This window comes from Pollutimonas bauzanensis (assembly GCF_900129885.1).
GTDB lineage: Bacteria > Pseudomonadota > Gammaproteobacteria > Burkholderiales > Burkholderiaceae_B > Pollutimonas > Pollutimonas bauzanensis.
This window is the reverse complement of record NZ_FQXE01000010.1, coordinates 132,065-156,683: the sequence shown is the minus strand read 5'-3', so window position 1 is coordinate 156,683 and position 24,619 is coordinate 132,065. Positions and strand designations below refer to the sequence as shown.

The 24,619-nt window shown below is 64.5% G+C and carries 23 protein-coding genes and 1 pseudogene; 8 read left to right on the top strand and 16 right to left on the bottom strand.

Translation table 11 applies throughout. The features are described from left to right. Positions 1 to 5: 5 nt before the first annotated feature. The 3 genes from BUB23_RS17755 to BUB23_RS17745 all read right to left on the bottom strand — a co-directional run bounded on the left by BUB23_RS17755 (position 6) and on the right by BUB23_RS17745 (position 2,460). Positions 6 to 995, bottom strand: a complete 990-nt coding sequence (locus BUB23_RS17755) for a ligase-associated DNA damage response exonuclease (protein WP_073105537.1) — start codon at positions 993 to 995, stop codon at positions 6 to 8. 109 nt (positions 996 to 1,104) lie between these two features. Further along, on the bottom strand, positions 1,105 to 1,923 hold the full coding sequence (locus tag BUB23_RS17750; protein WP_073105534.1) for a ParB N-terminal domain-containing protein: 819 nt from the start codon (positions 1,921 to 1,923) through the stop codon (positions 1,105 to 1,107). A 105-nt stretch (positions 1,924 to 2,028) separates the two neighbouring features. Further along, on the bottom strand, positions 2,029 to 2,460 hold the full coding sequence (locus BUB23_RS17745; RefSeq protein WP_245801314.1) for a hypothetical protein: 432 nt from the start codon (positions 2,458 to 2,460) through the stop codon (positions 2,029 to 2,031). A gap of 62 nt (positions 2,461 to 2,522) precedes the next feature. On the opposite strand from BUB23_RS17745, the gene BUB23_RS17740 reads away from it, so the two are divergent. After that, a complete protein-coding gene (locus BUB23_RS17740; protein WP_073105532.1) occupies positions 2,523 to 4,745 on the top strand; it encodes an acyl-CoA dehydrogenase in 2,223 nt (740 codons plus the stop codon). 28 nt (positions 4,746 to 4,773) lie between these two features. Here BUB23_RS17740 and gloA read toward each other — a convergent pair whose 3' ends face one another. The 6 genes from gloA to glyQ are packed head-to-tail and all read right to left on the bottom strand — an operon-like array spanning position 4,774 to position 10,390. Next, positions 4,774 to 5,169 (bottom strand): lactoylglutathione lyase, encoded by a 396-nt coding sequence (gloA, locus tag BUB23_RS17735; protein WP_073105529.1) that lies wholly within the window; start codon positions 5,167 to 5,169, stop codon positions 4,774 to 4,776. Positions 5,170 to 5,211: 42 nt separating this feature from the next. Continuing rightward, on the bottom strand, positions 5,212 to 6,081 hold the full coding sequence (locus BUB23_RS17730; RefSeq protein WP_073105526.1) for a M48 family metallopeptidase: 870 nt from the start codon (positions 6,079 to 6,081) through the stop codon (positions 5,212 to 5,214). After that, positions 6,068 to 6,796: a lysophospholipid acyltransferase family protein gene (locus tag BUB23_RS17725; RefSeq protein ID WP_073105524.1), complete on the bottom strand. Its 729-nt coding sequence runs from the start codon at positions 6,794 to 6,796 to the stop codon at positions 6,068 to 6,070. Before BUB23_RS17725 ends, BUB23_RS17730 begins: the two co-directional genes overlap by 14 nt. Before the next feature lie 2 nt (positions 6,797 to 6,798). Next, entirely contained in the window at positions 6,799 to 7,338 is a 540-nt protein-coding gene (gmhB, locus tag BUB23_RS17720) for a D-glycero-beta-D-manno-heptose 1,7-bisphosphate 7-phosphatase (protein ID WP_073105521.1), read from the bottom strand. Next, complete coding sequence (gene glyS, locus BUB23_RS17715; RefSeq protein WP_073105519.1) at positions 7,335 to 9,482, bottom strand: glycine--tRNA ligase subunit beta; 2,148 nt, start codon at positions 9,480 to 9,482, stop codon at positions 7,335 to 7,337. The genes gmhB and glyS overlap by 4 nt, the downstream gene beginning before the upstream one ends. Then, complete coding sequence (glyQ, locus tag BUB23_RS17710) at positions 9,479 to 10,390, bottom strand: glycine--tRNA ligase subunit alpha (protein WP_073105515.1); 912 nt, start codon at positions 10,388 to 10,390, stop codon at positions 9,479 to 9,481. The genes glyS and glyQ overlap by 4 nt, the downstream gene beginning before the upstream one ends. Before the next feature lie 171 nt (positions 10,391 to 10,561). Here glyQ and BUB23_RS17705 point away from each other — a divergent pair, with 171 nt between their 5' ends. The 3 genes from BUB23_RS17705 to BUB23_RS17695 all read left to right on the top strand — a co-directional run bounded on the left by BUB23_RS17705 (position 10,562) and on the right by BUB23_RS17695 (position 14,178). After that, a complete protein-coding gene (locus BUB23_RS17705; RefSeq protein WP_073105512.1) occupies positions 10,562 to 11,329 on the top strand; it encodes a crotonase/enoyl-CoA hydratase family protein in 768 nt (255 codons plus the stop codon). Positions 11,330 to 11,399: 70 nt separating this feature from the next. Continuing rightward, on the top strand, positions 11,400 to 12,926 hold the full coding sequence (locus BUB23_RS17700; protein ID WP_073105510.1) for a fumarate hydratase: 1,527 nt from the start codon (positions 11,400 to 11,402) through the stop codon (positions 12,924 to 12,926). Between the two features lie 277 nt (positions 12,927 to 13,203). Further along, positions 13,204 to 14,178: a Bug family tripartite tricarboxylate transporter substrate binding protein gene (locus tag BUB23_RS17695; RefSeq protein WP_073105507.1), complete on the top strand. Its 975-nt coding sequence runs from the start codon at positions 13,204 to 13,206 to the stop codon at positions 14,176 to 14,178. A 21-nt stretch (positions 14,179 to 14,199) separates the two neighbouring features. On the opposite strand, the pseudogene BUB23_RS17690 reads toward BUB23_RS17695, so the two are convergent. From BUB23_RS17690 to araD, 3 genes and pseudogenes are all read right to left on the bottom strand, one after another. Further along, positions 14,200 to 14,526, bottom strand: a pseudogene (locus BUB23_RS17690) (aldehyde dehydrogenase family protein); the annotation flags it as partial. A gap of 2 nt (positions 14,527 to 14,528) precedes the next feature. Then, positions 14,529 to 15,239, bottom strand: a complete 711-nt coding sequence (locus tag BUB23_RS17685) for a ribonuclease activity regulator RraA (protein ID WP_073105657.1) — start codon at positions 15,237 to 15,239, stop codon at positions 14,529 to 14,531. Positions 15,240 to 15,258: 19 nt separating this feature from the next. Beyond that, positions 15,259 to 16,992, bottom strand: a complete 1,734-nt coding sequence (gene araD / locus BUB23_RS17680) for an L-arabinonate dehydratase (protein WP_073105501.1) — start codon at positions 16,990 to 16,992, stop codon at positions 15,259 to 15,261. Between the two features lie 273 nt (positions 16,993 to 17,265). On the opposite strand from araD, the gene BUB23_RS17675 reads away from it, so the two are divergent. The 3 genes from BUB23_RS17675 to BUB23_RS17665 are packed head-to-tail and all read left to right on the top strand — an operon-like array spanning position 17,266 to position 20,122. Further along, positions 17,266 to 18,096, top strand: coding sequence for an HTD2 family dehydratase (locus BUB23_RS17675; RefSeq protein WP_073105499.1), 831 nt, complete (start codon positions 17,266 to 17,268; stop codon positions 18,094 to 18,096). Further along, positions 18,093 to 19,316, top strand: coding sequence for a CaiB/BaiF CoA transferase family protein (locus tag BUB23_RS17670; protein WP_073105496.1), 1,224 nt, complete (start codon positions 18,093 to 18,095; stop codon positions 19,314 to 19,316). Before BUB23_RS17675 ends, BUB23_RS17670 begins: the two co-directional genes overlap by 4 nt. Next, entirely contained in the window at positions 19,316 to 20,122 is an 807-nt protein-coding gene (locus BUB23_RS17665) for an HpcH/HpaI aldolase/citrate lyase family protein (protein WP_073105493.1), read from the top strand. Before BUB23_RS17670 ends, BUB23_RS17665 begins: the two co-directional genes overlap by 1 nt. 22 nt (positions 20,123 to 20,144) lie before the next feature. Here BUB23_RS17665 and folK read toward each other — a convergent pair whose 3' ends face one another. The 4 genes from folK to hda are packed head-to-tail and all read right to left on the bottom strand — an operon-like array spanning position 20,145 to position 23,430. Beyond that, positions 20,145 to 20,621 carry a 2-amino-4-hydroxy-6-hydroxymethyldihydropteridine diphosphokinase gene (gene folK / locus BUB23_RS17660; RefSeq protein ID WP_073105491.1) on the bottom strand — a complete coding sequence of 159 codons (477 nt, stop codon included), beginning with the start codon at positions 20,619 to 20,621 and terminating at the stop codon, positions 20,145 to 20,147. A 40-nt stretch (positions 20,622 to 20,661) separates the two neighbouring features. Then, positions 20,662 to 22,017 (bottom strand): polynucleotide adenylyltransferase PcnB, encoded by a 1,356-nt coding sequence (pcnB, locus tag BUB23_RS17655; RefSeq protein ID WP_073105488.1) that lies wholly within the window; start codon positions 22,015 to 22,017, stop codon positions 20,662 to 20,664. A gap of 9 nt (positions 22,018 to 22,026) precedes the next feature. Then, positions 22,027 to 22,728 carry an HAD family hydrolase gene (locus BUB23_RS17650; RefSeq protein ID WP_073105485.1) on the bottom strand — a complete coding sequence of 234 codons (702 nt, stop codon included), beginning with the start codon at positions 22,726 to 22,728 and terminating at the stop codon, positions 22,027 to 22,029. Between the two features lie 15 nt (positions 22,729 to 22,743). Next, a complete protein-coding gene (gene hda, locus BUB23_RS17645) occupies positions 22,744 to 23,430 on the bottom strand; it encodes a DnaA regulatory inactivator Hda (protein WP_073105482.1) in 687 nt (228 codons plus the stop codon). 136 nt (positions 23,431 to 23,566) lie between these two features. On the opposite strand from hda, the gene purM reads away from it, so the two are divergent. Continuing rightward, positions 23,567 to 24,619, top strand: coding sequence for a phosphoribosylformylglycinamidine cyclo-ligase (gene purM / locus BUB23_RS17640; protein WP_073105480.1), 1,053 nt, complete (start codon positions 23,567 to 23,569; stop codon positions 24,617 to 24,619).

The window sequence follows — 24,619 nt, the reverse complement described above, 5'->3', positions numbered from 1 at the left end:
TGGTTTCAGTCGTCCTCGCCAAACTGGGTCGCCAGCGCTTCGGCGGCGATGCCGTCTTCATTGAGCGCGCGCACCAGTGCGCGTGTATCGCCATGCGTGACGATGACGCGGCGGGCGCCCGTGTCGCGTATGGTGCGCATCAGACCGGGCCAGTCGGCATGGTCCGAAATGACGAAGCCGCGATCCATGTTGCGGCGCCGGCGGTTGCCGCGCACCCGCATCCAGCCCGATGCAAAGCCTTGCTGCGCGCCGCCGAAGCGCCTGAGCCAGGCGCTGCCCGCCGCCGACGGCGGCGCCAGCACCAGCTCGCCGGCGAAATCCGCCGCGGCAGGCGTTTCGCCGGCCAGCCGTGTCCGGATCATGGAAATGCCGGCGCGGCGATAGATTTCCACGCCAGCCGCAATGGCGCCGTGCAGCAGCACCGGCTTGTCGGTGTGCGCCATCAGCTCGGCCAGCACGCGTTGCGCCTTGCCCAGCGCGTAGCAATACAGTATCGCGGCCTGGCCGCGCGCGGCGCAATGATCGCGCCAGCGCACGATGTCGCGGACGACTTCGGCGGTGTCCGGCCAGCGGTAGATCGGCAGGCCGAAGGTGGATTCCGTGATAAAGGTATCGCAGGGCACCACTTCGAAAGGTTCGCAGGTCGGGTCGGCTTGCCGCTTGTAGTCGCCCGAAACCACCCACGTGCCGCCGCGGGCCTCTATGCGCACCTGCGCCGATCCCAGCACATGGCCGGCGGAATGCAGCGATACCCGCGCATCGCCCAGCTGGAATACCTCGCCATAATCATGGCAGTGGAATTGCTGTTCCCGCAAACGCCATTGCAGAATGGGCAGGCCGCTGCGCGAGGTATGGTACTGGCCCATGCCGGCCCGGGCATGATCGCCATGGCCGTGCGTGATGACGGCGCGCGCCACCGGCCCCCAGGGGTCGATATGGAAATCCCCCGCTGGACAGTACAAACCTTCAGGGCGCAGCTGGACGATGTCTTCCACGGCTCGGCTTTATTGGCTGGATTCCTGTAGTGTAAGGAAAATCGCGCCTTGCCGCCGATGGTCCATGAATGGCGCGATCGCCGCGATTCGGGCGGATCGCTATTCCGCCTCAGGCCGTCCCGCCGCGCGCCTCGGCAAGCGCGATGGTCAAGTGCTGGACTTTCTTTTTCAGATGGTCGCGCTCTTCGGTGAGTTCGGCGACCAATAGCGTCAGGCGGTGGATCCGGATCTGATCGGGTGTGGCGTCGCTGGGCGGCGCCTCTGGTTCCGGCCTGAGCGGCAGCCTGGCTTCGCGCACCTGCCTTGCCGCCTGGCGCAGTTCCTTCCTGCCTCCGGCAACGGCCGCGGCTTGCTTCTCGCTGGGCAGGGACGCCACGGCGGCCGCGGCATTGATGGAGATCACGCCCGACTTTACGGCGTCCACCAGTTCCGGCGCGGCGGTCTTCTGGATTTTCTCGATCTGGCCCAGCGTTGCGCTGCTCACCCGCGCGGCGCGCGCGACGAGCTCGCGGGTCCAGGGCGGCTCGGCCTCCGGCGCGGCCCCGGCGCCGGCGCCGGCATCGGCGAGTTCCGCCGAAGCCCGCCGGGCTTGCGCCTGCGCCAGGCGCGCGGATATGATTTCCTTCTTGCGCAGCGCGAGCACGCCGCGCTGAAAATCCGATACGCTGCGCCGCCCGAGGTGGTTGTCTATCATCCACAGGTGCACGTCCTCCATGGACTGGAAGCTGTGGTTCTGCGTGGTGTTGAAAGGAATTCCGTGCTTCTGGCAGATGCTGTAGCGGTTGTGCCCGTCGACCAGAATATCGCCCCACAGCACCAGGGCATCGCGGCACCCTTCGGACAGCAGGCTGCGTTCCAGCGCTGCGAATTCGTCATTGGTCAGCGGGTCGATATAGGCACGGAGGTCTTCGTTGATAATAATGGTCATGGCCTGAAAAAAAGCGAGGGTAGCGCGCGTAGTGTACACAGCGGCGCCGCGGCGCGCCGGTGCAAGCGGCCTGTCCGGGAAGCCGGCCAGCCCCTGCCCTGCGGCTCAGCCGGCGCCGAGCAGGTCGTGCGCGTCAAGGAGGGCGTAGGCGATGTCGGGGTTTTTATCGAGGCAGCGGCGAACGGCCGCGGGGATGGATTGCCGCGTCTTGCGGCAAAGCCCGGGACGCTCGGCGAGCTGGATATTGAAGCCGCGCACGGTTCGGACTCCGCGCCCGCTCGGGGTGATCCGGAGGACAATCCCCAGTTGCGCCTGCATGCGTTCTTCGACATGCTTCAAGTCGGCATAGCTGGAAATATTCTCGATGCGCTCGATGAGCTTTTTTTCTTCCTGCCTGGTCAGCATCAGCACGCGGGTATCGCCGCCGGCCTCGTTCAACAGGCCGTCGCGCTCGCAGGTGCAGGCGCCAGGCGGGCAAGCCTCGCGTATCGGGACGGGGTTGGTCTGCGACATATGGGCCACACTGCGGACATGCATCCGGTTTTTCGGTAGATAATGGCATTTATCATAGCAAGAGATAAAGCAACAAAGGGATCATCATGAATTGGAGAGCCTGGCGCCGCCAGTGGCTGACTGAGCCTTTATACCGCAAGGCGCGCGAAACAATGCCGACCCTGTCGCCAACCGAGAGGCAAGCCATCGAAGCCGGCGACGTATGGTGGGATGCCCAGCTCTTTTCGGGCAAGCCCGACTGGCGCACCCTGGTCAATGCAAGGCCGGTCGCACTAACCGCCGGCGAACGCGCCTTCATGGACGGCCCCGTGGCCCAGGTATGCCGCATGCTCAATGATTGGGACATCACCTGGAAGCATGGCGACCTGCCCGAGGATGTCTGGGCCTTCCTCAAGCAGCACGGCTTTTTCGGCATGATCATCCCGCAGGAATATGGCGGGCTGGGCTTCTCGCCCTACGCCCATTCGGAAGTCGTGCGCCGGCTGTCCGTGCGCTCGGTCACTGCAGCAGTCACCGTCATGGTTCCGAATTCCCTGGGCCCCGGAGAGCTTCTCATGCAGTTCGGCACCGAGGAGCAGCGGCTATATTGGCTGCCGCGCCTTGCGCGCGGCGAGGAAATCCCGTGTTTCGGCCTTACCAGCCCTGAAGCCGGTTCCGACGCCGCGGCCATGACCGACACCGGCGTGGTATGCCGGCGCGATATCGACGGCGTCGATACCCTGGGCATCCTGCTCAATTGGCGCAAGCGCTACATTACCCTGAGCCCGGTGGCGACGGTGCTGGGCCTGGCGTTCAAGCTGTCGGACCCCGAACGGCTCATAGGCGGCGAGCGGGAATTGGGGATTTCCGTGGCGCTGGTGCCGACTCATCTGCCCGGCGTCGTCACGGGACGGCGCCATCTGCCCGCGATGCAGGCCTTCCAGAACGGCCCTACCGAAGGCACTGACGTGTTCGTCCCCCTTGACGCCCTGATAGGCGGCGTGGAGCGCGCGGGGCAGGGCTGGCAAATGCTGATGAGCGCCCTGGCCGCCGGCCGGGGCATTTCCCTGCCTTCATTGTCGGCGGCCGCCTGTGTGTTTGCGGCGCATACTTCGGGGGCATATGCCCGCGTTCGCACGCAGTTCGGCATCCCCGTCGGCAAATTCGAAGGCGTGCAGGAAAAGCTCGGCCGCCTGGCCGGCAATGCCTATCTGGTCGAAGCCGCGCGCCGCTTCACCTGCGCGGGCCTGCAACTGGGATACAAGCCGTCGGTAGTGTCGGCCATCATGAAGCTGCACGCCACCGAACGCATGCGGCTATCGGTAAACGACGCCATGGACATACACGCGGGCAAGGCGGTCATCGACGGCCCCGGCAACTACCTGGGCAATCTGTATCGGGCCCTGCCGGTGGCCATCACGGTGGAGGGCGCCAATATCCTTACCCGCAGCCTCATCATATTCGGGCAGGGCGCCATCCGGGCCCATCCTTATCTCATGAAGGAAGTGGTGGCCCTGGGCGACAGCGACCTGGCCGCCGGCGAGGACGCCTTCGACGCGGTCATCTGGAAGCACCTGGCCCATAGCGCGAAGAACGCCCTGAGGGCCATCGGCATGGCCTGGACGGCGGGCCGTTTTGCCGCCGCGCCCAAGGGTGTGGGGCCGGCGGCCCCCTACTATCGCGGCCTGGAGCGCTACGCCGCGGCATTCGCCCTGGTCTCGGAAGTGGCGCTGCTGACGCTGGGCGGCTCGCTCAAGCGCAAGGAGATGCTTTCCGCCCGCCTGGGCGACGTGCTGGCCGAGCTCTATCTGCTGTCCGCCGTGCTCAAGCGCTGGCAGGATGAAGGCCAGCATGAGTCCGACCTGCCGCTGGTGAAGTGGTGCTCCCAACAGGCTTGCGCCACCATCGAAAAGCGCCTGGACGACGTGCTGCTCAATCTGCCCTTGCGCAGCGCCGGATGGGTTTTGCGGGCGCTGCTGCTGCCGCCAGGCCTGCGGGCGGCGCCGCCGCTGGATAAAACCACGGCGCTTTGCGCCAATATCCTCCTGGAGCCCTCCGATACCCGCGACCGGCTGGTCGGCGCGGTCTGGGAAGGGCACGACAACCCCGGCGTGGAACGGCTGGAGCGCGCCTTTGAGCTGGTGGTCGAGGTGCAGCCGGTCCTCGATCGCATCAGGCACGCGGGCCTGAAGGACTGGCGCGTGGCCCATGCCAATGGCGCCATCACCGATGCCCAGGCCGGTTCGCTGGAGGCGGCCGAAGAGGCGGTCGCCGCGGTCATCGAAGTGGATGACTTCCCGCCCGGCGCCTTCGACCGTCAGCCGGCCTAGGGCCGGCGGCTTTTCCGGCGGACCGGGCCTAGTCGGCCCGTTCCTTGCGCTGTATCAGTTCTATCTTGTAGCCATCGGGGTCTTCCACGAAGGCAATGACGGTCTGGCCGTGCTTCATGGGGCCGGCTTCGCGCGTTACATTGCCGCCCTTTTCCTTGATGCGGGCACAGGCGTCATAGGCGTCTTCCACTTCCAGGGCGATGTGGCCATAGCCATTGCCCAGGTCGTAGGCCGGGGTGTCCCAATTATGGGTCAGCTCGATGACGGCGCCTTCGCTTTCATCCTGGTAGCCGACAAAGGCCAGGGTGAATTTGCCGTCGGGATAGTCTTTGCGGCGCAGCAGTTTCATTCCCAGCACATCGGTGTAGAACATCAGCGAGCGGTCCAGGTCGCCGACGCGCAGCATGGTATGTAGCAAACGCATGGTTTTCTCCTTCAGATTATTCGGGGTAACAGGAACGGGGCGTCAGAGCAGCGGCAATGAGCCGGGATCATGCTGCCGCAGGGCATTGCGCGATCGTTCGAAGCCGGGCAGTATCAGCCCCACTTCGCGCCAGAAGTCCTTGCTGTGGTTCATTTCACGCAAATGGGCGATTTCATGGGCGATCACATAGTCAATGATATCGTGTTCGAAGTGTATCAAGCGCCAGTTCAGCATGATATTGCCGTCGCTGCTGCACGATCCCCAGCGGGTGGCGGCCGACGAAAGCCTCCAGCGGCGTATCGTCAGCTGGCTGGCATCCAGGAAATGCTGCAGGCGCTGGCCGAACCAGGCCAGGGCCTGCTGCTGCAGCCATGAGTGCACGCTGTCGCGCACCCGGTTGCGATCCGCGTCGGCCGGCAGCGGCAGGCTGAGCACATTGCCATGCTCGGGCGCGAAGGGCGCGCCCTGGAACACCGGCGTTTTTTGCATGCCGTCCAGCTTCAGGACGATGCGCCTGCCCAGATAGGGAATGGTGCCGCCATTCTGCCACAGGGTATCGGCGGTGGCCAGGTGCTGCTGGCGCGCTTGCCGGATGCGCAATTTCCCCAGTATCCAGGGCGCTTTCTCGACCACGGTGGCGTCGATCTGGCCCAGCGTGACCCAATTGGGCGCCGTGACCTGCAGGCCATCGTCGTTGATGGTCAGGCCTATGCTTTTGCGCCGCGACCGCTGCAGCACATAGCCTATGGTTTGTTGCGCCGCCCGCACTTCGCGCCAGCGGGCGTTATGGGGCAGGGCCGGCGGGCAGGCCGTGGCGACGGCGTGCTCGGCCCTGGGCTGGGGCGCGGGCTGCAGCGCCGAGGTTGAAGCCGGGGTATCGGGAAACAGTGGAAGTTGCTCAGGCCAGCCCATATCGCTCGGGGTTAAGTACGCGCATTTCGGATTCGATCCAGTCCTGGACTTTCCGGTTTACTGTTTCGGCATCCAGCCCCGCGGTTTCGATGAGAGGGCCGATCGAAACGGTAATGAGGCCGGGTTTCTTGATAAAGGCATTGCGCTGCCAGCATTCCCCGGCGTTGTGGGCGACCGGGATGATGGGCGTGTTGGTGCGGGTGGCCAGCATCGCCCCGCCGAGTTTGTAGCGCCCCGTCTTGCCGGGCAGGATGCGCGTGCCTTCCGGAAACAGTATAGGCCAACGGCCTTCATTGATGCGTTCCTGGCCGATCTTGACGACCTGCTCGAAGGCGTCGCGCCCCTTGGCGCGGTCTATCGGGATCATGCGCAGCAGGGCCAGGCCCCAGCCGAAGAAGGGAACGCGGTGCAGTTCGCGCTTGTAGACGAAGCACATGTCTCGCGGCATATACGCGATGATGAACATCGTTTCCCAGGCGGACTGATGCTTGGACAGCATGACGGCGGGGCCGTCGGGAAGATTTTCCGCGCCTTTGATCTGCCAGCGTATGCCCAGTATCACCTTGGCGCCCCATATGCCCAGGCGGGGCCAGCCTATGGTGAGGCGATAGCGCCAGTGCAAGGGCAGCGGCGCCCACAGGAGGCAGGCGATGGCATAGGGAATGACGGTGACGATCAGAAAGATCTGGTAGAGCGTAGCGCGAAATACGGCCATGTTTATTCCTCGGAAAGCCAGGCGTCGACGACGGCGGCAAGATTGTCCCTGACCTGGGTGCCTGCCGGCAGGTCGCCTGCGTCCCGGGTTTTTTTTCCATTGCCGGTAAGCACCAGCCATGTCGGGCAGCCCGCCGCCTGGCCCGCCTGCAGATCGCGCAGGGAGTCGCCCACGGTGGGCACGTGTTTGAGTTCGATATCATAGCGGCGCGCTATGTCCAGCAGCATGCCCGGCTTGGGCTTGCGGCAGGCGCAACCGTCGTCGGGGCCGTGCGGGCAGACGAAGATCGCGTCGATGCCGCCGCCGGCATAGGCCACTTCGCGCCGCAATTTGGCGTGAATGGCGTTGAGCGCGTCCATGCTGAACAGGCCGCGCGCCACGCCCGACTGGTTGCTGGCGATGACGACGCGCCAATTGGCGCGCGACAGCCGCGCTATGGCTTCCAGGCTGCCCGGCAAGGCTATCCATTCGCCGGGAGTCTTGACGAAGGCCTGGCTTTCATAATTGATCACGCCGTCGCGGTCGAGTATGGCAAGTTTCACTGGGCTAACCTGGAGATGTCGGCCACCTGGTTCATGACCTGATGCAGGTCGGCCAGCAGGGCCAGGCGATTGGCGCGTATGGCCGGGTCGTCCGCCATGACCATGACGTCATTGAAAAAGGCGTCGACGGCGTCCTTGGCTTGCGCCATGGTGGCCAGGCTGGCCGTGAAATCGCCTTGCGCCAGTTGCGCCTGGGCTTGCGGCTTGAGCGCGGCTATGACTTTGGCCAGAGCCTGTTCGGCAGGCTCGCCTAGCTTGTCCGGATCGATGGCGCCTGGCTCGGCGCCGGCTTTCTTGAGCAGATTGGCAATACGCTTGTTGGCGGCGGCCAGGCTTGCCGCCTCGGGCCGCTGCGCAAAACTGGCGCAGGCCTGTATGCGGGCATGCACCTGGTGCAAGGGTGGCTCGAGCGCCAGCACGGCGTCGACCACATTGCGGTCGAAGTCGTTGGTCAACAGGTTGCGATAGCGTTCATAGATGAAGGCCCGGACCTCGGCGCCGCTTGCCTGGCTGGCGATGCCCGGCGCGAAGGTGCTTGCGGCAAAGGCCAGCAGCTCGGCAAGGTTCAGGCTGTCGCTGTCGCTGATGGCCAGGTAGCCGCCCGCCTGCAGTTGCTCGAAGGCGCTGATCAGGCCCAGCGCGGCGCGGCGCAGGCCGTAGGGGTCGCGTTCGCCCGTAGGCACCAGGCCTATGCCCCAGATACCCAGCAGCGTTTCGACGCGTTCGGCAATGAACAGCGCCGCCGAAGTAAGGGTGGCGGCGTCGACCGGCGCATCCAGGCGTATGCGGTATTGGTCTTTCAGGGCCAGGACGACGTCGTCGGGCTCGCCGTCGGCCTTGGCGTAATAGGCGCCCATGACGCCTTGCAGCTCGGGAAATTCGCCCACCATGCTGGAGCCCAGATCGGCCTTGGCCAGCAGGGCCGCGCGATCGGCGTTATCCGTATTGCCTCCCAACTGGCCGGCGACATGGCGGGCTATCTGGCGCACGCGCTCCACGCGCTCCAGTTGCGAGCCCAGCTTGTTGTGATAGACGCTGGTCGCGAGCCCGGCGACGCGGTCGGCCAGCCGGGTCTTGAGATCGGTCTGGAAAAAGAACTGGGCGTCCGCCAGGCGGGGGCGCACGACGCGCTGGTTGCCTTCGACGATATTGACCGGATCATCGACCTGCATATTGCTGACGATCAGGAAGCGGTGCGTGAGCCCGCCGCTGCCGGGTTCGAACAGCGGAAAGTATTTTTGATTCAAACGCATGGTCAGGATCAGGCATTCGGGCGGCACCTGCAGGAACTGCTCTTCGAATGCGCCGACATACACGGTGGGATGCTCGACCAGCGCGGTGACTTCTTCCAGCAGGGCGTCGACTTCCGGCCCCGCGCCTATGGTGGCGCCCAGCGCCTGGGCCTGGCTTTGCAGCTGCCGGCTGATGAGGGCGCGGCGCTGCGCGAACGAGGCGATGACCTTGCCGTCGTCGTGCAGCTGCTTTTCATAGGTATCGGGCGAAGCGATGTCGATGGCGTGGCCCGCCATGAAGCGATGGCCCAGGGTCCTGCGGCCGGCATCCAGCCCCAGCGCCCGAACCGGGATGACCTCGTTGCCCCACAGGGCGATCAACTGGTGGGCGGGGCGCACGAACTTGACGCTGCTGACGCCGTCGGCCAACTGGTAGCGCATGACCTTGGGGATGGGCAGGTGGGTAATGGCGTAGTCCAGCGCCTCTTGCAGCCCGTCGGCAAGCGCGGCGCCCGCCGCCACGCCCCTGGCGTACAGGTAGTCCTGCTTGCCGTCGGATTCCGTGATCAGGTCGGCGGCCGCGAGATGGCCCAGGCCTTTAGCGGCCAGCTTCTTCGCCAGCGCGGGGCTGATCCCGCCGGTATCGTCCAGGCCGATCTTGGCCGGCATGAGTTTTTCGGTATAGGTCTGTTCGGGCGCCTGGGCCAGTACCGCGCCCAGCACGACGGCCAGGCGGCGCGGCGTGGAAAAGTCGCTGACGCCGCAGCCGGGCGCCAGCAGATGGTGCTGATCCAGTATCTTGCGCAAGCCTTCGGCAAAGGCCAGGCCGAGTTTTTGCAGCGCCTTGGGCGGCAATTCCTCGGTAAGCAGTTCAATCAGCAATGGCCGGATGGTTGCGGCGGCTGTCGTCATAGCGCGGCCTCCGCAGCGTTGCGCTGGACTAGCATGGGGAATCCAAGTTGTTCGCGTGAGTCAAAATAAGCCTGGGCTACCGCGCGCGACAGGTTGCGGATGCGGCCGATATAGGTCGCCCTTTCGGTCACGCTGATGGCGCCGCGCGCATCCAGCATGTTGAAGGTATGCGCCGCCTTGAGCGTGGCCTCGTAGGCCGGCAGCGCCAGCGGCACTTCGATGAGGCGCTGGGCTTCAGCCTCGTAGTCGTTGAAATGCGCCAGCAGCATGGGAATCGAGGCATGCTCGAAGTTGTAGGTGGATTGCTCGACTTCGTTCTGGTGGAAGACGTCGCGGTAGAGCACTTTGCGCCCTTGCGCGCCTTCGGTCCACACCAGGTCGTATACGCTTTCCACCCCTTGCAGATACATGGCCAGCCGCTCGAGCCCGTAGGTGATCTCGCCGGTAGTGGGGTTGCAGTCCAGGCCGCCCACTTGCTGGAAGTAGGTGAACTGGGTGACTTCCATGCCATTGAGCCAGACTTCCCAGCCCAGGCCCCAGGCGCCCAGCGTGGGGTTTTCCCAGTCGTCCTCGACAAAGCGGATGTCATGCTCGCGCGGATCTATGCCCAGGGCGACCAGCGAACCGATATACAGATCCAGGATGTCGGTGGGGGCGGGCTTGAGCACCACCTGATACTGGTAGTAGTGCTGCAGGCGATTGGGGTTTTCGCCGTAGCGGCCATCCTTGGGGCGGCGCGAAGGCTGCACATACGCCGCGCGCCATGGCTCCGGCCCGATCGACCGCAGGAATGTCGCCGTGTGCGAGGTGCCGGCGCCGACTTCCATGTCATAGGGCTGCAGAAGGGCGCAGCCCTGCTTGTCCCAGTATTGCTGGAGCGTCAAAATGATTTGCTGAAAAGTGAGCATGAGCGAAGGCCAGTAAAGCGATGAGCCGCAAAATTTTTCAATTTTAACTGGTTCGCGCCAAAGAAGGCGGGCCGGCTCCCGGGGCCCGCGGCAATTGGTCGTATGATATTGGGTTATCGACCATCTTCAACAGGCGCATGTCGGCGTCGCGGCTTTTTTGGGAATTGTTCTATGTCTGACTTGGTAAAAGTGGAAATCATCGATCGTGTCCAGATCATTACGGTCAATAGGCCAGAGGCGCGCAACGCCGTCAACTACGAAACCGCTCACGAACTGGCCAGGGCCTTCGACCAGCTTGATGCCAACGACGACGTGGTGATAGGCATCCTGACGGGGGCCGGCAACACTTTTTCCTCGGGCATGGACCTGAAAGCCTTTGCGTTCAACGGGCAGCGCCCGCTGGTCGAAGGCCGCGGCTTTGCCGGCCTGTGCGAAAAGCCACCCAGAAAGCCGCTGATCGCCGCGGTCGAAGGCTATGCGCTGGCGGGCGGCTGCGAAATGGCTTTGGCCTGCGACATGATAGTCGCGGCCAACAACGCCAATTTCGGGCTTCCGGAAGTCAAGCGCGGGATCGTGCCCGGGTCGGGCGGCATGGTCCGCCTGCCCGGCCGCATTCCCTACCATATCGCCATGGAAGCCGTGCTCACCGGCGAAATGCTGCCGGCCGCGCGAGCGCATCATTATGGGCTGGTGAACAAGCTGGTCGAGCCCGGCCAGGCGCTCGAAGGCGCCCTGGCGCTGGCCCGCATCGTGGCCGCCAACGGGCCGCTCGCGGTGCAGACCGCCAAGAAAATCGTGACCGAATCACGCGATTGGCGCCAGGCCGACATGTTCGATCTGCAGCGCCCGCGCGTGGCCCATATCTTTGTCTCGGCCGACGCCAAGGAAGGCGCGACCGCCTTTGCCGAAAAGCGCCAGCCCGTCTGGACCGGCAAATAAGCCTGGCGCAACCGGCCAGAAATCCGGCGGGCTTTGCGTTGCCCGCCTTTTTTACGATTGAACCCGCAATATGACCACGATAATCAAAGAAAACGACCTGATCCAGTCCATCGCGGACGCCGTGCAATTCATCAGCTATTACCATCCGGCCGATTACATCCAGCATCTGGCGCGCGCCTACGATCTCGAAGAAAGCCCCGCGGCCAAAGACGCGATCGCGCAGATACTGACCAACTCGCGCATGTGCGCCGAGGGCCATCGTCCTATTTGCCAGGACACCGGCGTGGTCAACGTATTCCTGAAGATAGGCATGGGCGTGCGCTTCGACACGCGGCGCGGCATGCAGGAATTGTGCGACGAGGGCGTGCGCCAGGGCTACCTGAACCCGGACAATCCCCTGCGTGCGTCGATTCTTTCCGACCCCCTGTTCACGCGCAAGAACACGCGCGACAACACGCCCTGTATCATCAGCGTCGACCTTGTCGCCGGCGACAAGGTCGACGTGCAGGTGGCGGCCAAGGGCGGCGGCTCGGAGAACAAATCCAAGTTCGCCATGCTCAACCCCAGCGATTCGCTGATCGACTGGGTATTGAAGACCGTGCCGCAAATGGGCGCCGGCTGGTGCCCGCCGGGAATGCTGGGCATAGGGGTGGGCGGAACCGCCGAAAAAGCCATGCTGATGGCCAAGCAATCCCTGATGGAAGACATCGACATGTACGAGCTGCTGCAGCGCGGCCCGCAGAACAAGCTCGAAGAACTGCGCATCGAGATTTACCAGAAAGTGAATGCGCTGGGCATAGGCGCGCAGGGCCTGGGCGGCCTGACCACGGTCCTGGATGTGAAGATCCATACCTTCCCGACCCACGCGGCGTCCAAGCCCGTGGCCATGATTCCCAATTGCGCCGCGACGCGCCATGTGCATTTCGAGCTCGACGGTTCGGGCCCGGCGCAGCTGACGCCGCCGTCGCTGTCGGATTGGCCCGATGTGCACTGGGCGCCGGACTACAACAAGTCATTGCAGGTGGACCTGAACACGCTGACCAGGGAACAGGTCGCCGCGTGGAAGCCCGGCCAGACCCTGCTGCTGTCGGGCAAAATGCTGACCGGCCGCGACGCCGCCCACAAGCGCATTCACGACATGCTCGAAAAGGGCGAACAGCTGCCCGTCGACTTCACCAACCGGGTCATCTATTATGTCGGCCCGGTCGATCCCGTGCGCGAAGAGGTCGTCGGCCCGGCCGGCCCCACCACGGCTACCCGCATGGACAGCTTCACCGACATGATGCTGGAGAAGACCGGGCTGATTTCCATGATAGGCAAGGCCGAGCGCGGGCCGGTTGCGATCGAGTCCATACGCCGGCATGGCTCGGCCTACCTGATGGCGGTCGGCGGGTCGGCCTACCTGGTTTCCAAGGCCATACGCGCCGCCAAAGTGGTGGGCTTCGAAGACCTGGGCATGGAAGCCATCTATGAATTCGACGTGCAGGACATGCCTGTGACCGTGGCGGTGGACTCCACCGGCACGTCGGTGCATGAAACCGGGCCCAGGGAATGGAAGGCGCGCATCGCCGAGATTCCCCTGATGGCGGTCCAGTAGCCCGCGCAAGCAGCAAATAAGCCACCGCCTCGGCGGTGGTTTTTTTGCCGCCGGGCCGCCCCAAGGCAAAAAGCGCCCCCTTGGGGGGCAGCAAGCCGATAGGCGCAGCGTGGGGGTTTTTTTGCCGCCGGGCCGCCCCAAGGCAAAAAGCGCCCTTTTTTTCCGTCATTCCAGTGACTAGGGTTTTTGCCGATATTGCGCTGGCGGTGCAAAGGCTACTATCATTGAGATAGTAATATATTAGTATATATATCTTCCTCAGGAGTACATTGCCAATATGAAAACCTCCATCAAGCTGAGCGCCGCCGCCTGTCTGGCCCTGGCGTCCATCACTGCCCAGGCCAATGACGCCGGCGCTTATCCCGCCCGCCAGGTAACCATAGTCGTGCCATTCTCTCCTGGCGGCGGCACCGATACGACGACCCGGATCCTGGCCCAGAAACTGGGCGAAATGTGGGGCCAGTCGGTGGTGGTCGAAAACAAGGGAGGGGCGGCCGGGTCGATAGGCGCGGCGCAAGTGGCGCGGGCCAAGCCTGATGGCTACACCCTGCTGATGGGCAATATCGGAACGCAGTCCATCAATCCTTCCCTGTACAAGCTGCCATACGACCCCAAGACCGCATTTGCTCCGATCACCCAAGTGGTGGAGCTGCCGCTGATCCTGGTGGTCAATCCCAAAGAGGGGATAGGCTCGGTGAAGGACTTGATCGATGCGGCCAAGAAAAGGCCGGGGGAATTGTTCTTCAGCTCATCGGGAGCCGGCAGTTCCATGCAACTGGCTTCCGAGGCGTTCCAGAATGCCGCCGGCGTAAAGATGACCCACGTTCCTTTCGCGGGGGAGGGGCCGGCGATTTCCAATTTGATAGGCGGGCAAGTCAATGTGACGTTCGGCACGGTCATGGGCAGCGGGCCTTTTGTCAAGCAGGGCGCCTTGCAAGCCCTGGGCGTGACCAGCTCCAAGCGCTACCCTTCGTTTCCCGACGTGCCCACCATCGCCGAGAGCGGCCTGGACGGCTACAACTCCGTTTCCTGGGTGGGTCTGCTGGCTCCGGCGGGAACGCCGGCAGCCATCGTGGACAAGGTTTCCGGCGACGTGAAGCAATTGCTCTCGGACGCGAAGTTCAGCGAGCAATTGATCGGCCAGGGCGGGCTGCCGGTCGGTTCGAGTCCGAAAGAATTCTCCAAGAAGATCAACGATGACTTCGAGCTTTATAACAAGATCATCAAGGACAATAATATCGCGGTTCAATAGGGCCCGCCGGCCAGCCCGGCCTCAGGCCCGCGTGTAGGCGGTCTTGACGACGGTATAGAACTCGGCCGCGTAGCGCCCCTGTTCGCGCGGGCCAAAGCTCGAACCCTTGCGGCCGCCGAATGGCACGTGATAGTCCACGCCCGCCGCGGCCAGCGCCTGGCCGCCGGTGACCAGCGTGGCGCCTTCCTTGCGGCCGATGTCGATATAGGACAAGTTCTGTTCGAGCTGCCGTCCATCGACGACGGGCCCGATATGCGTGCCGGTCTTCAGGGCGTCGTCCACCACCAGTTCCCCCAGGCGCTGGGTGAGCGCGGCGACGTAACGGTCATGCATGCCTTGCGTGACGATTCTTATCGGCCCTTGGCCTGCCGCCAGGCGGCAAAATCGCTGCGGGCTTTTTCGTCGGTGGCGGGATAAAGCCCGATGATGGATCGCCCGTCGAGCACTTCTTCGGTGACAAAGTCTTCGTAAGCCGTCATTTCGACCGCTTCGTCGGCGATTTCGTCGGCCAGGTGCGCCGGTATCACCACCACGCCCTCGGCGTCGCCCACGATGATGTCGCCCGGAAACACGGCGACGTCGCCGCAGCCTATGGGCACATTGATGTCCAGAGCCTGGTGCAGCGTCAGATTGGTCGGGGCGGAAGGGCGCTTATGGTAGGCCGGGAAGGGCAGGCGGGCGATTTCGGGCGAGTCGCGAAAGCCGCCGTCGGTGACCACGCCGGCCGCGCCGCGCTTCATGAGGCGCGACACCAGTATCGAGCCCGCCGACGCCGCGCGGGCATTCTTGCGGCTGTCCATCACCAGGACGGCGCCCTCGGGGCACTGGTCCACCGCCACGCGCTGCGGATGCTGGCGATCCTGGAACACGGTGATGGGGTTGAGGTCTTCGCGCGCCGGGATATAGCGCAGCGTGTACGCGATTCCGACCATGTTGGGCAGGTCCGGATTGAGCGGACGCACATCCTGGATGAACTGGTTGCGCAAGCCGCGCTTGTATAGCGCGGTGCACAGCGTCGCTGTGCTGATGCTTGCAAATTTCTGGCGAGTGGCGGGCTTCAGGGACAAGGTTTGCTCCTAATCAATAAATACTGGGTTCGCTGTTCGGGGCTCCGAACTCGGTTTCGAGGAAATCGAGATCGCAGCCCGCATCGGCTTGCAGGATATGCTGCGAGAACATCCATCCGTAGCCGCGCTCGAAACGCTTGGGGGGCGGCGTCCATGCGGCGCGGCGCCGCGCCAGTTCTTCGTCGCTGATTTCAAGATGAATGCGGCGGGCGGGCACGTCCACGGTGATCAGGTCGCCGGTTTGCACCAGGGCCAAGTTGCCGCCGATATAGGCTTCGGGGGCCACGTGCAATATGCAGGCGCCGTAGCTGGTGCCGCTCATGCGGGCGTCGGACAGGCGCAGCATGTCGCGCACGCCCTGCTTGATCAGCTTGGCCGGTATCGGCAGCATGCCCCATTCTGGCATGCCCGGCCCGCCCTGCGGGCCGGCGTTGCGCAGCACCAGGATATGCTCTGGCGTGACGTCGAGGTTTTCATCTTCCACCGCGGCCTTCATGCTGGGGTAGTCGTCGAAAACCAGGGCCGGCCCCGTGTGCTGCAGGAACTGGGGCGCGCAGGCGCTGGGCTTGATCACGCAGCCCGAGGGCGCGAGGTTGCCGCGCAATACCGCCAGGGCGCCTTCCGGATAGAGGGGGTTGTCCAGCGGGCGGATGACGTCGTCGTTATAGACCTCGGCGCCGGCGATATTCTCGCCCAGCGTGCGGCCGTTGACCGTCAGCGCATCCAGGCGCAGGCGTTCGCCGAGGCGCGCCATCAGCGCCGGCAGGCCGCCGGCGTAAAAGAAATCTTCCATCAGATAGGTGTCGCCGCTGGGGCGCACATTGGCGATAACCGGAATGTCGCGGCTGGCCGCGTCGAAATCGTCGAGGCTGACCGCGCAGCCTGCGCGGCGCGACATGGCGACCAGATGAATGACCGCGTTAGTGGAACAGCCCATGGCCATGGCGACCACGATGGCGTTCATGAAGCTGTCCCGGGTCAGGATGCGCTGCGGCCCCAGGTCCTCCCACACCATGTCGACGATGCGGCGCCCGCATTCGGCCGACATGCGTATGTGGTTGGAATCCGCGGCGGGAATCGACGAAGCGCCGGGCAGCGTCATGCCTATGGATTCGGCGATGGCCATCATGGTGCTTGCCGTGCCCATGGTCATGCAGGTGCCGGCGCTGCGGGCAATGCCGCCTTCCACGCCTATCCATTCCGTCTTGGTGATTTTTCCGGCGCGGCGTTCGTCCCAGTATTTCCAGGCATCCGAGCCCGAGCCCAGCACTTTCCCCTTCCAGTTGCCGCGCAGCATGGGGCCGGCCGGAAGGTAAATGCACGGCAGCCCGGCGCTGATGGCGCCCATCAGCAAGCCGGGAGTGGTCTTGTCGCATCCGCCCATCAGCACGGCGCCGTCCACCGGATGGCTGCGCAGGAGTTCCTCGGCTTCCATCGCCAGCATGTTCCGGTACAGCATGGTGGTGGGCTTGACGAAATTTTCCGACAGCGAAAGCGCCGGCAATTCTATCGGAAAGCCGCCGCTTTGCAGTATGCCGCGCTTGACGTCTTCGACGCGCTGCTTGAAATGGGAATGACAGGGGTTGATATCCGACCAGGTATTGAGAATGGCGATGATGGGCCGGCCCTCCCAGTCCTCGGGCGCATAACCCATTTGCATGAGGCGGGAGCGGTGGCCGAAAGAACGCAGGTCGTCAGGGGCAAACCAGCGGGCGCTACGCAAAGAGTCGTAAGGGCGGTGTGACATGGGATTCAGGCCTGTTCGAATGGGGAATGAAAACGTTGCGGTCATTAAAACACTAATATATTAGCGTGTAAAGAATGGGGCGCGCAAATTTTCCCTGGCGAGCCGTCCCGGCTTTTCCTGATCTTTCGCGCAGGATGCGCGCTGGGGCCGGGCCAGTCTGCAGACTGGCCAGTTCAAGGCCAGTGAAGAGGGACTTATCGAAAATCGAATTCCCAAGCGCGCCATAAACCGGCAAGCTACGGGCTTTATGTGACGCAAGGCAGAGAGGCCGCAATGACAACCATGAATCCATCCGACTGGGTCGGCCGGACCGAAGCGTGCGACGATACGGTCGACATCGGCCATATCGAGAAAGTGGCGCTAAGCCTGGATGCCGAGGCGCCCCGGGCGGGCGGCGAATTGCCGCTGCTGTGGCATTGGGCCTTGTTCGTGAAGGGGGCGCCCTATGGCCAGCTGGGCGACGATGGCCACCCGCAGCGCGGCGGCTTTTTGCCGGCGGCCGACAATCGCAACCGCATGTGGGCGGGCGGGCGGCTCGAGTTCCGCCACCCTTTGCGCGTGGGAACGCCGGGCAAGCGGGCATCGACGATAGCCGCGGTCAAGGAAAAAGAAGGCCGCAGCGGCAAACTGCTGTTTGTGACGGTCAAGCATGAATACAGCCAGGACGGCGTGTCATGCATAGCCGAAGAGCAGGATATCGTCTACCGCGAACCCAGCCCGCCCAAGCTCGAAGGCAGCACGCCTGCGCCGCGGGCGCAGTGGTCCGAAACCGTCGCGCCGTCCTCCGTCATGCTGTTCCGTTATTCCGCCGTTACCTTCAATGGCCACCGCATCCACTACGACGAACCCTATGTCACGCAAACGGAAGGCTATCCCGGCCTGGTCGTGCATGGCCCGCTGATCGCCACGCTGATGTGCCGGGCGTTCTCCCGGGCCCATCCGGACAAGGCGGTCACGTCCTTCTCGTACAGGGGCTTGCGGCCGCTGATCGCGCCGCGCCCGTTCCAGGTCGCGGGGGCGCTTGCGGACGACCATGGCGCGCAGCTATGGGCCGAGCAGGACGGCATGCTCGCCCACCAGGCCGAACTGAGGTTCAAGCCATGAGCGGCCCGGCACAGCCCGCGCGCGATTCGAATGGCGCCGCGCCGCGGCCGCTGGACGGCATCACGGTAGTCAGCCTGGAACATGCCATTGCGGCTCCCTTCTGCACCCGCCAGCTTGCCGACATGGGCGCGCGCGTCATCAAGGTGGAGCGCCCCGGCGTGGGCGATTTCGCGCGCGGCTACGATGAGCGGGTAAAAGGCCTGGCCTCGCACTTCGTCTGGACCAACCGTTCCAAGGAAAGCCTCACCCTGGACCTGAAGCAGCCGCAGGCGGCAGAGATCCTGGGGCAATTGCTGGACCGGGCCGATGTGCTGGTGCAGAACCTGGCGCCGGGGGCCGCGGCCCGCCTGGGCCTGTCGTTCGACGCGCTGCGCGAAAAGAACCCGCGCCTGATCGTCTGCGATATTTCCGGGTATGGCGAGGGCGGTTCGTATCAGGACAAAAAGGCCTACGACCTGCTGATTCAAAGCGAAAGCGGCTTCCTGTCGGTCACCGGCACGCCCGACACTCCCGCCAAGGCGGGCTGCTCCATTTCCGATATCGCCGCCGGCATGTACGCCTATAGCGGCATTTTGTCGGCCTTGCTGCTGCGCGGGCGCACAGGCCTGGGCAGCCGCATCGACGTATCCATGCTGGAAAGCATGGTCGAGTGGATGGGCTTTCCCATGTATTACGCCTTCGAGGGCGCGCCACCTCCGCCCCGCGCCGGCGCCTCGCACGCCACCATCTACCCGTATGGCCCCTTTCCGGTGGGCGATGGCAGCGAAGTCATGCTGGGCCTGCAGAACGAGCGCGAGTGGGCAGCATTCTGCGAAGTCGTCCTGCAGCAGTCCGACGTGGCCGCCGACAGCCGCTTCAACAGCAATTCGCAGCGCGTGGCCAACAAGGAAGCGCTGCGCGTGCTGATCGTCACGACGTTCGCGTCGCTGTCGCGCGCGCAGGTCATCGAAAGGCTGGAAGCGGCCAGCATCGCCAATGCCAGCGTGAACACGATGATAGATGTGTGGAACCACCCGCAGCTTGCCGAACGCAAGCGCTGGCGCCAGATCGACAGCGCTGCCGGGCCGCTGCCGGCCCTGATGCCTCCCGCAAGCAACTCGGCTTTCCAGGCGCGCATGGACAAGATCCCGGCGCTGGGCGAGAATTCAGCTTCCATTCTTGCCAGCCTCGGATATTCCGAAGAACAAATCCGGAGCCTGGCGCAACAAGGGGTTATTTAATGCAGCAACAGATCCGGTCGGCCTTGTTTGTGCCGGCGACGCGGCCCGAGCGCTTTTCCAAGGCGCTGGCCGCCGGCGCCGATACCATGATCATCGATCTCGAAGACGCGGTGGAGCACGGCCTCAAAGACCAGGCGCGCGAAAACCTGCGCGACTTCGCCGGCGCCCATCCGCAAGCCTCGTTCCGGGTGCGGGTCAATGGCGCAACGACCTCCTGGTTCAATGCCGACCTCGCCGTGTGCGCCGCGCACCCGAATATCAAGGGCGTCTTGTTGCCCAAGGCCGAATCGGCTTTGCAGGTCCAGCAGGTGGCGCAGGCCGGCAAGGCGGTGCTGCCCATAGTGGAAAGCGCCAAGGGCGTGCTGGCGCTGGAACAGATCGCGGCCCAGCGCGGCGTGGACCGCCTGTCTTTCGGCAGCCTGGACCTGATGCTGGAACTGGGCACGGCGCCCGACACCGCGGGCGCGGCCTTAGTGCTCAACCACATACGCTGCCAGATCCTGCTGCAGAGCGCGGCCCATGGGCTGGCCGCGCCGCTGGACGGCGTCTACCCGGATTTCTCGGACCAGGACGGCCTGGCCGCGCTGGCCCTGCAGGTGCGCGACATGGGTTTCGGCGGCATGCTGTGCATACATCCCGCGCAGGTCGCCACCATCCATGCCGCGTTCGCGCCTACGGCGGCCGACGCCGATTGGGCCAGGCGCATAGTCGACCTCGCCGACGCCACCGGTTCGTCGGCCTTCCAGCTGGACGGAAAAATGGTGGATGCGCCGGTCATCGAGCGCGCCCGGCAGATCTTGCGGTAAGCGCCGGGACCGGCTCGCGCGTTCAGCCGGGAATACGCGCCAGGGCCTGGCCCGCGCATGCGGCCAGCAAGTCCGCCACCGGGCCTTGCTTCAGATGCAGGCCGGGGGCGAGGTCCGCCAGCGGCCGCAGCACGAAAGCCCGTTCATGCATGCGGGGGTGCGGAACGATCAGGTCGGGTTCCTGAATTTCTTGCGTGCCGTAGAGCAGCAAATCCAGATCCAGCGTGCGCGGGGCATTGCGGTAGGGCCGCAGCCGGCCATGCCGCTGTTCCACGCGCTGCAGCGCATGCAGCAGGTCGCGGGCCGTCATCGGGGTTTGCAGCGCCGCTACCGCATTGATATAGTCGGGGCCGCTGGAATCCACCGGGGCGCTGCGGTATAGCGGCGACAATTCAAGCTGCGCAATGCCGGGCGTCTGCGACAGCTCGGCAACAGCCTGCCGCAAAGTCGCCGCGGCGTCGCCCAGGTTCGCGCCCAAACCAATATAAGCCAGCGCCATTTGCCCTACCCGGCGCGGCCCGGGGGCGCGAAGAAGACCGTCATGCCTGCGGGGTGCCGGCCTGGGCGGCAGGGCGGCGCTTCGGGCTGCGGCGGCGGCGCGCGGCGGGCGTCTTGCCGCGGTTCTCGGTCTGATACGCTTCTATCATTGCGGCGCGTGTCGAATCATCGGCGTCGGCCAGGTCCATCCACCACTGCGCCTGGACGCTGTCGACCTCGTGCGCTTCGGCGCGCAACTGCAAAAAGTCGACGGCGGCCCGCAAGCGCGGCTGTTCCAGCAGGCGCCAGATGGTCTTGGGGTTGGGGCGCTCGAAGCGCGCCTGCATGAACCAGATCTCGCGCATGTCGGCCTGGAAGCGCTTTTGTATGGCCAGCTTGCGGGTTTGCTCCTCCACCACCGAATCGGCGGCCTGCATGAGCGCCTGGGCCGGATGTTCGCCGCTGGTGCATATCTGCTGCCAGCGCTTGTTGACCAGTTTCCACAGCAGCGCGGCGAACAGGAAGCTCGGGCTGATGGTTTTGCCGGCGCGGACCCGGGCGTCGGTGCGCGCCAGCGCCAGCTCGACGAATTGCTCGCCGCCGTCTTCCTTGAAGATGACGTCCATCAGCGGCAGCAGGCCCTGGTGCAAGCCCACCGATTGCAGCTGGCGCACGCAATCCATGGCGTGGCCGCAAGTCAGCAATTTGAGGATTTCATCGAACAGGCGCGACGCGGGGACGTTCTCGATAAGGTGGGCCATGCGCAGGATGGGCTCGCGCGAAGCCGGGTCTATCGTGGCGTTCAGCTTGGCGGCGAAGCGCAGCGCGCGCAGCATGCGCACGGGATCTTCGCGATAACGGGTTTCCGGGTCGCCTATCATGCGCACGACACGCTTTTTCAGGTCGTGGACGCCGCGGTGGTAGTCGATGACTTCCTCGGTGATCGGGTCGTAATACAGCGCGTTGAGCGTGAAATCGCGCCGCGCCGCGTCCTCTTCGTGCGTGCCGAACAGGTTGTCGCGCAGGATGCGGCCGTGCTCATCGGTGTCTTGTTCCACCGACGCGGGCGCCCGGAATGTCGACGTTTCGATGATTTCCTGGCCGAACACCACATGCACCAGCTGAAAACGCTTGCCTATGATGCGCGCGCGCCGGAACAGGGGGCGGATCTGGCTGGGCGTGGCGTTGGTGGCGACGTCGAAATCCTTGGGCTCGAGGCCGACGATAAGATCGCGCACCGCGCCGCCCACGATGTAGGCCACATAGCCGTGCTGGTGCAGAACCTCGCACACCTTGATGGCATGGCGCGAGACATTGCGCCGGTCTATGCCGTGCTTTTCGCGCGGCAGGCGCTCGGGCCCGCGGCGCGGCGTGGAGAATAGGCGTCCGACAAAGTTTTTTATTGTTTCTTTAAGCATGAATGTATTTTAAGACTTTGCGTCTTGCATGTCCTGGAACAGGTCAAGGATCTTCCAGCGGCGTTGCTGCGCGACCTGGCGCAGCGTCGGGCTGGGGTTGGTGGCGACAGGATGCGTCACGGCTTCCAGCAGGGGAAGGTCGTTGGGCGAGTCACTGTAGAAGAAAGAACATTCGAAATCGGCCAGCGCCAGGTCCATGCCCGCCAGCCATTGCTTGACCCGCGTGACTTTCCCGGCCTGGAAGCTGGGCACGCCCTGGATCCGCCCGGTATAGCGGCCGTCATGCATTTCGGGGATGGTGGCTATCAGGTGCGGCACGCCGAAGGCGCGCGCAATGGGAGCGGTGACGAATTCATTGGTGGCGGTGACGATGGCGCACAGGTCGCCCCGGGCCATATGTTCCTGGACCAGGCTGCGGGCAATCGGCAAGATGGCGGGGCGCACCACTTCGGCCATGAAGGCCTCATGCCACTGGGCCAGCTCGCTGCTCGCGGCGCGGGTGAGCAGGCCCAGCATGAATTCGGCCGACTGCTCGGCGGTAAGGTTGCCGGCGTTATAGCGCTGCATCAGGTCGTCGTTGCGCAACTGCGCCTGCACGGGGTCGCCGGCCCGGCCGGTGCGCGCCAGGAAATCGGCCCACTGGTAATCGCTGTCCAGGGGCAGCAGGGTGTGGTCAAGATCGAACAGGGCCAAGCGTTTTGCAGCCGTCATAGGTATAGGTTCATTCTAGGTCTGGCTCGATGCCAGCAGGTCTTTCAACAAAGGCAGGGTGATCGCCCTGTGCTTCTCCAGGGAATAGCGGTCCAGGGCCTCGACCAGCGCGCTCAGGCGGCTCATGTCGCGGGCATAATGGGTGAGAACCCAGCTTATGACCTCGGGCGAGAGCTGCAGGCCGCGCTCGCTGGCGCGGGTTTTCAGGGCCTCGGCGCGGTCCTGGTCGGACAGCAATTCCAGGCGAAACACCAGGTCCCATCCCAGGCGGGTACGCAGATCTTCGCGCAGCGGCATCGCCAGCGGCGCGCGATCCCCCGCCAAAATCAGCGCAAAGCCCTGTTTGGCGGCTGCGACCTCGCGCCAGCGATTGTACAGGGCAAACAGGGCTGCCTGGCCGGCGTCGTCCAGAAGCTCTATATTGTCGATGGCGATGAGCTTGTGTTCGAGCAGGTCGCCGGTGGCGATGCCTTTGAGCGCGGCGGGGTTGGCGCCGGGCCCGTGGTACAGGGCATCCGGCCGCGCGGCGACGGCCCGCAGCAGATGCGTGCGGCCCGCGCCCGGCGCGCCCCACAGGTAAATGGCGCGACCGGCTTCCCAATGGCGCAACGCGTCCAGCGCCGCCGCGTTTTCGCCGACAACGAAGTTGTCCAGCGTGGGCGCGGAAGGCGGTAACAGGTCGAGTATCAGTTGCTGTGTCATGTGTTGTCTAATGAGGGGCGGCGCAGTTCGAGCCTGGCCGCCGCATGCCAGGGGGGTGCATATGCCGCGTTCATCGTAAAATCAACCCTGGTATTTAATTCAACATGCAATTCTTACACATCCCACGGCATTTCTCATGACAAACAAACATTCAGCTTCCTTGACCTATCGCGATGCAGGGGTCGATATTGATGCCGGCGATGCGCTCGTCGACCGCATCAAGCCGCTTGCCGCCAAGACCATGAGGGCTGGGGTCATGGCGGGTATAGGCGGATTCGGCGCCTTGTTCGAGGTGCCCAAGCATCTCAAAGAGCCCGTGCTGGTGTCGGGAACCGACGGCGTGGGCACCAAGCTGCGCCTGGCCTTCGAGTGGCAGCGCCACGATACCGTCGGTATCGACCTCGTCGCCATGAGCGTGAATGATATCCTGGTGCAGGGGGCCGAGCCGCTTTTTTTCCTGGATTATTTCGCCTGCGGCAAACTGTCGGTGGATACGGCGGCCAGCGTGGTCGGCGGCATCGCCAAGGGCTGCGAGCTTTCGGGCTGCGCCCTGATCGGCGGCGAAACGGCCGAAATGCCCGGCATGTACCCTGACGGCGAATACGACCTGGCGGGTTTTGCCGTGGGGGCGGTGGAAAAATCGCGCATCATCGACGGCAAGTCCATAGCGCCGGGCGACCTGATCCTCGGGCTGGCTTCCAGCGGCGCGCACTCCAACGGCTTTTCGCTGTTGCGCAAGATCCTCACGCACGCCAACGCCAGGCCCGGCCAGGACCTGGGCGGCCGCCCCCTGGAGGACGTCGTGATGGAACCCACCCGCATCTATGTGAAGCCGGTGCTGGCGGCGCTGGCGGCGCACGGCGCCGCCATCAAGGGCCTGGCCCACATCACCGGCGGCGGCCTGCTCGACAATGTGCCGCGCATCCTGCAGCCGGGCCTGGCGGCCAGGCTGCGCCGCGACGCCTGGGCCATGCCGGAGCTGTTCACCTGGCTGCAGCGCAATGGCGGCGTGGCCGATGCGGAAATGCACCGCGTGTTCAATTGCGGCATAGGCATGGTCATCGTCGTGCCGGCGGATCAGGCCGAGGCCGTGAAGGCGACCCTGGCCGCCCATGGCGAGCAGGTCAGCGTCATAGGCGAAATCATCGAGCGCGCAGCGCCCGATGCCCCGCAAACCGTAGTGGTCTAG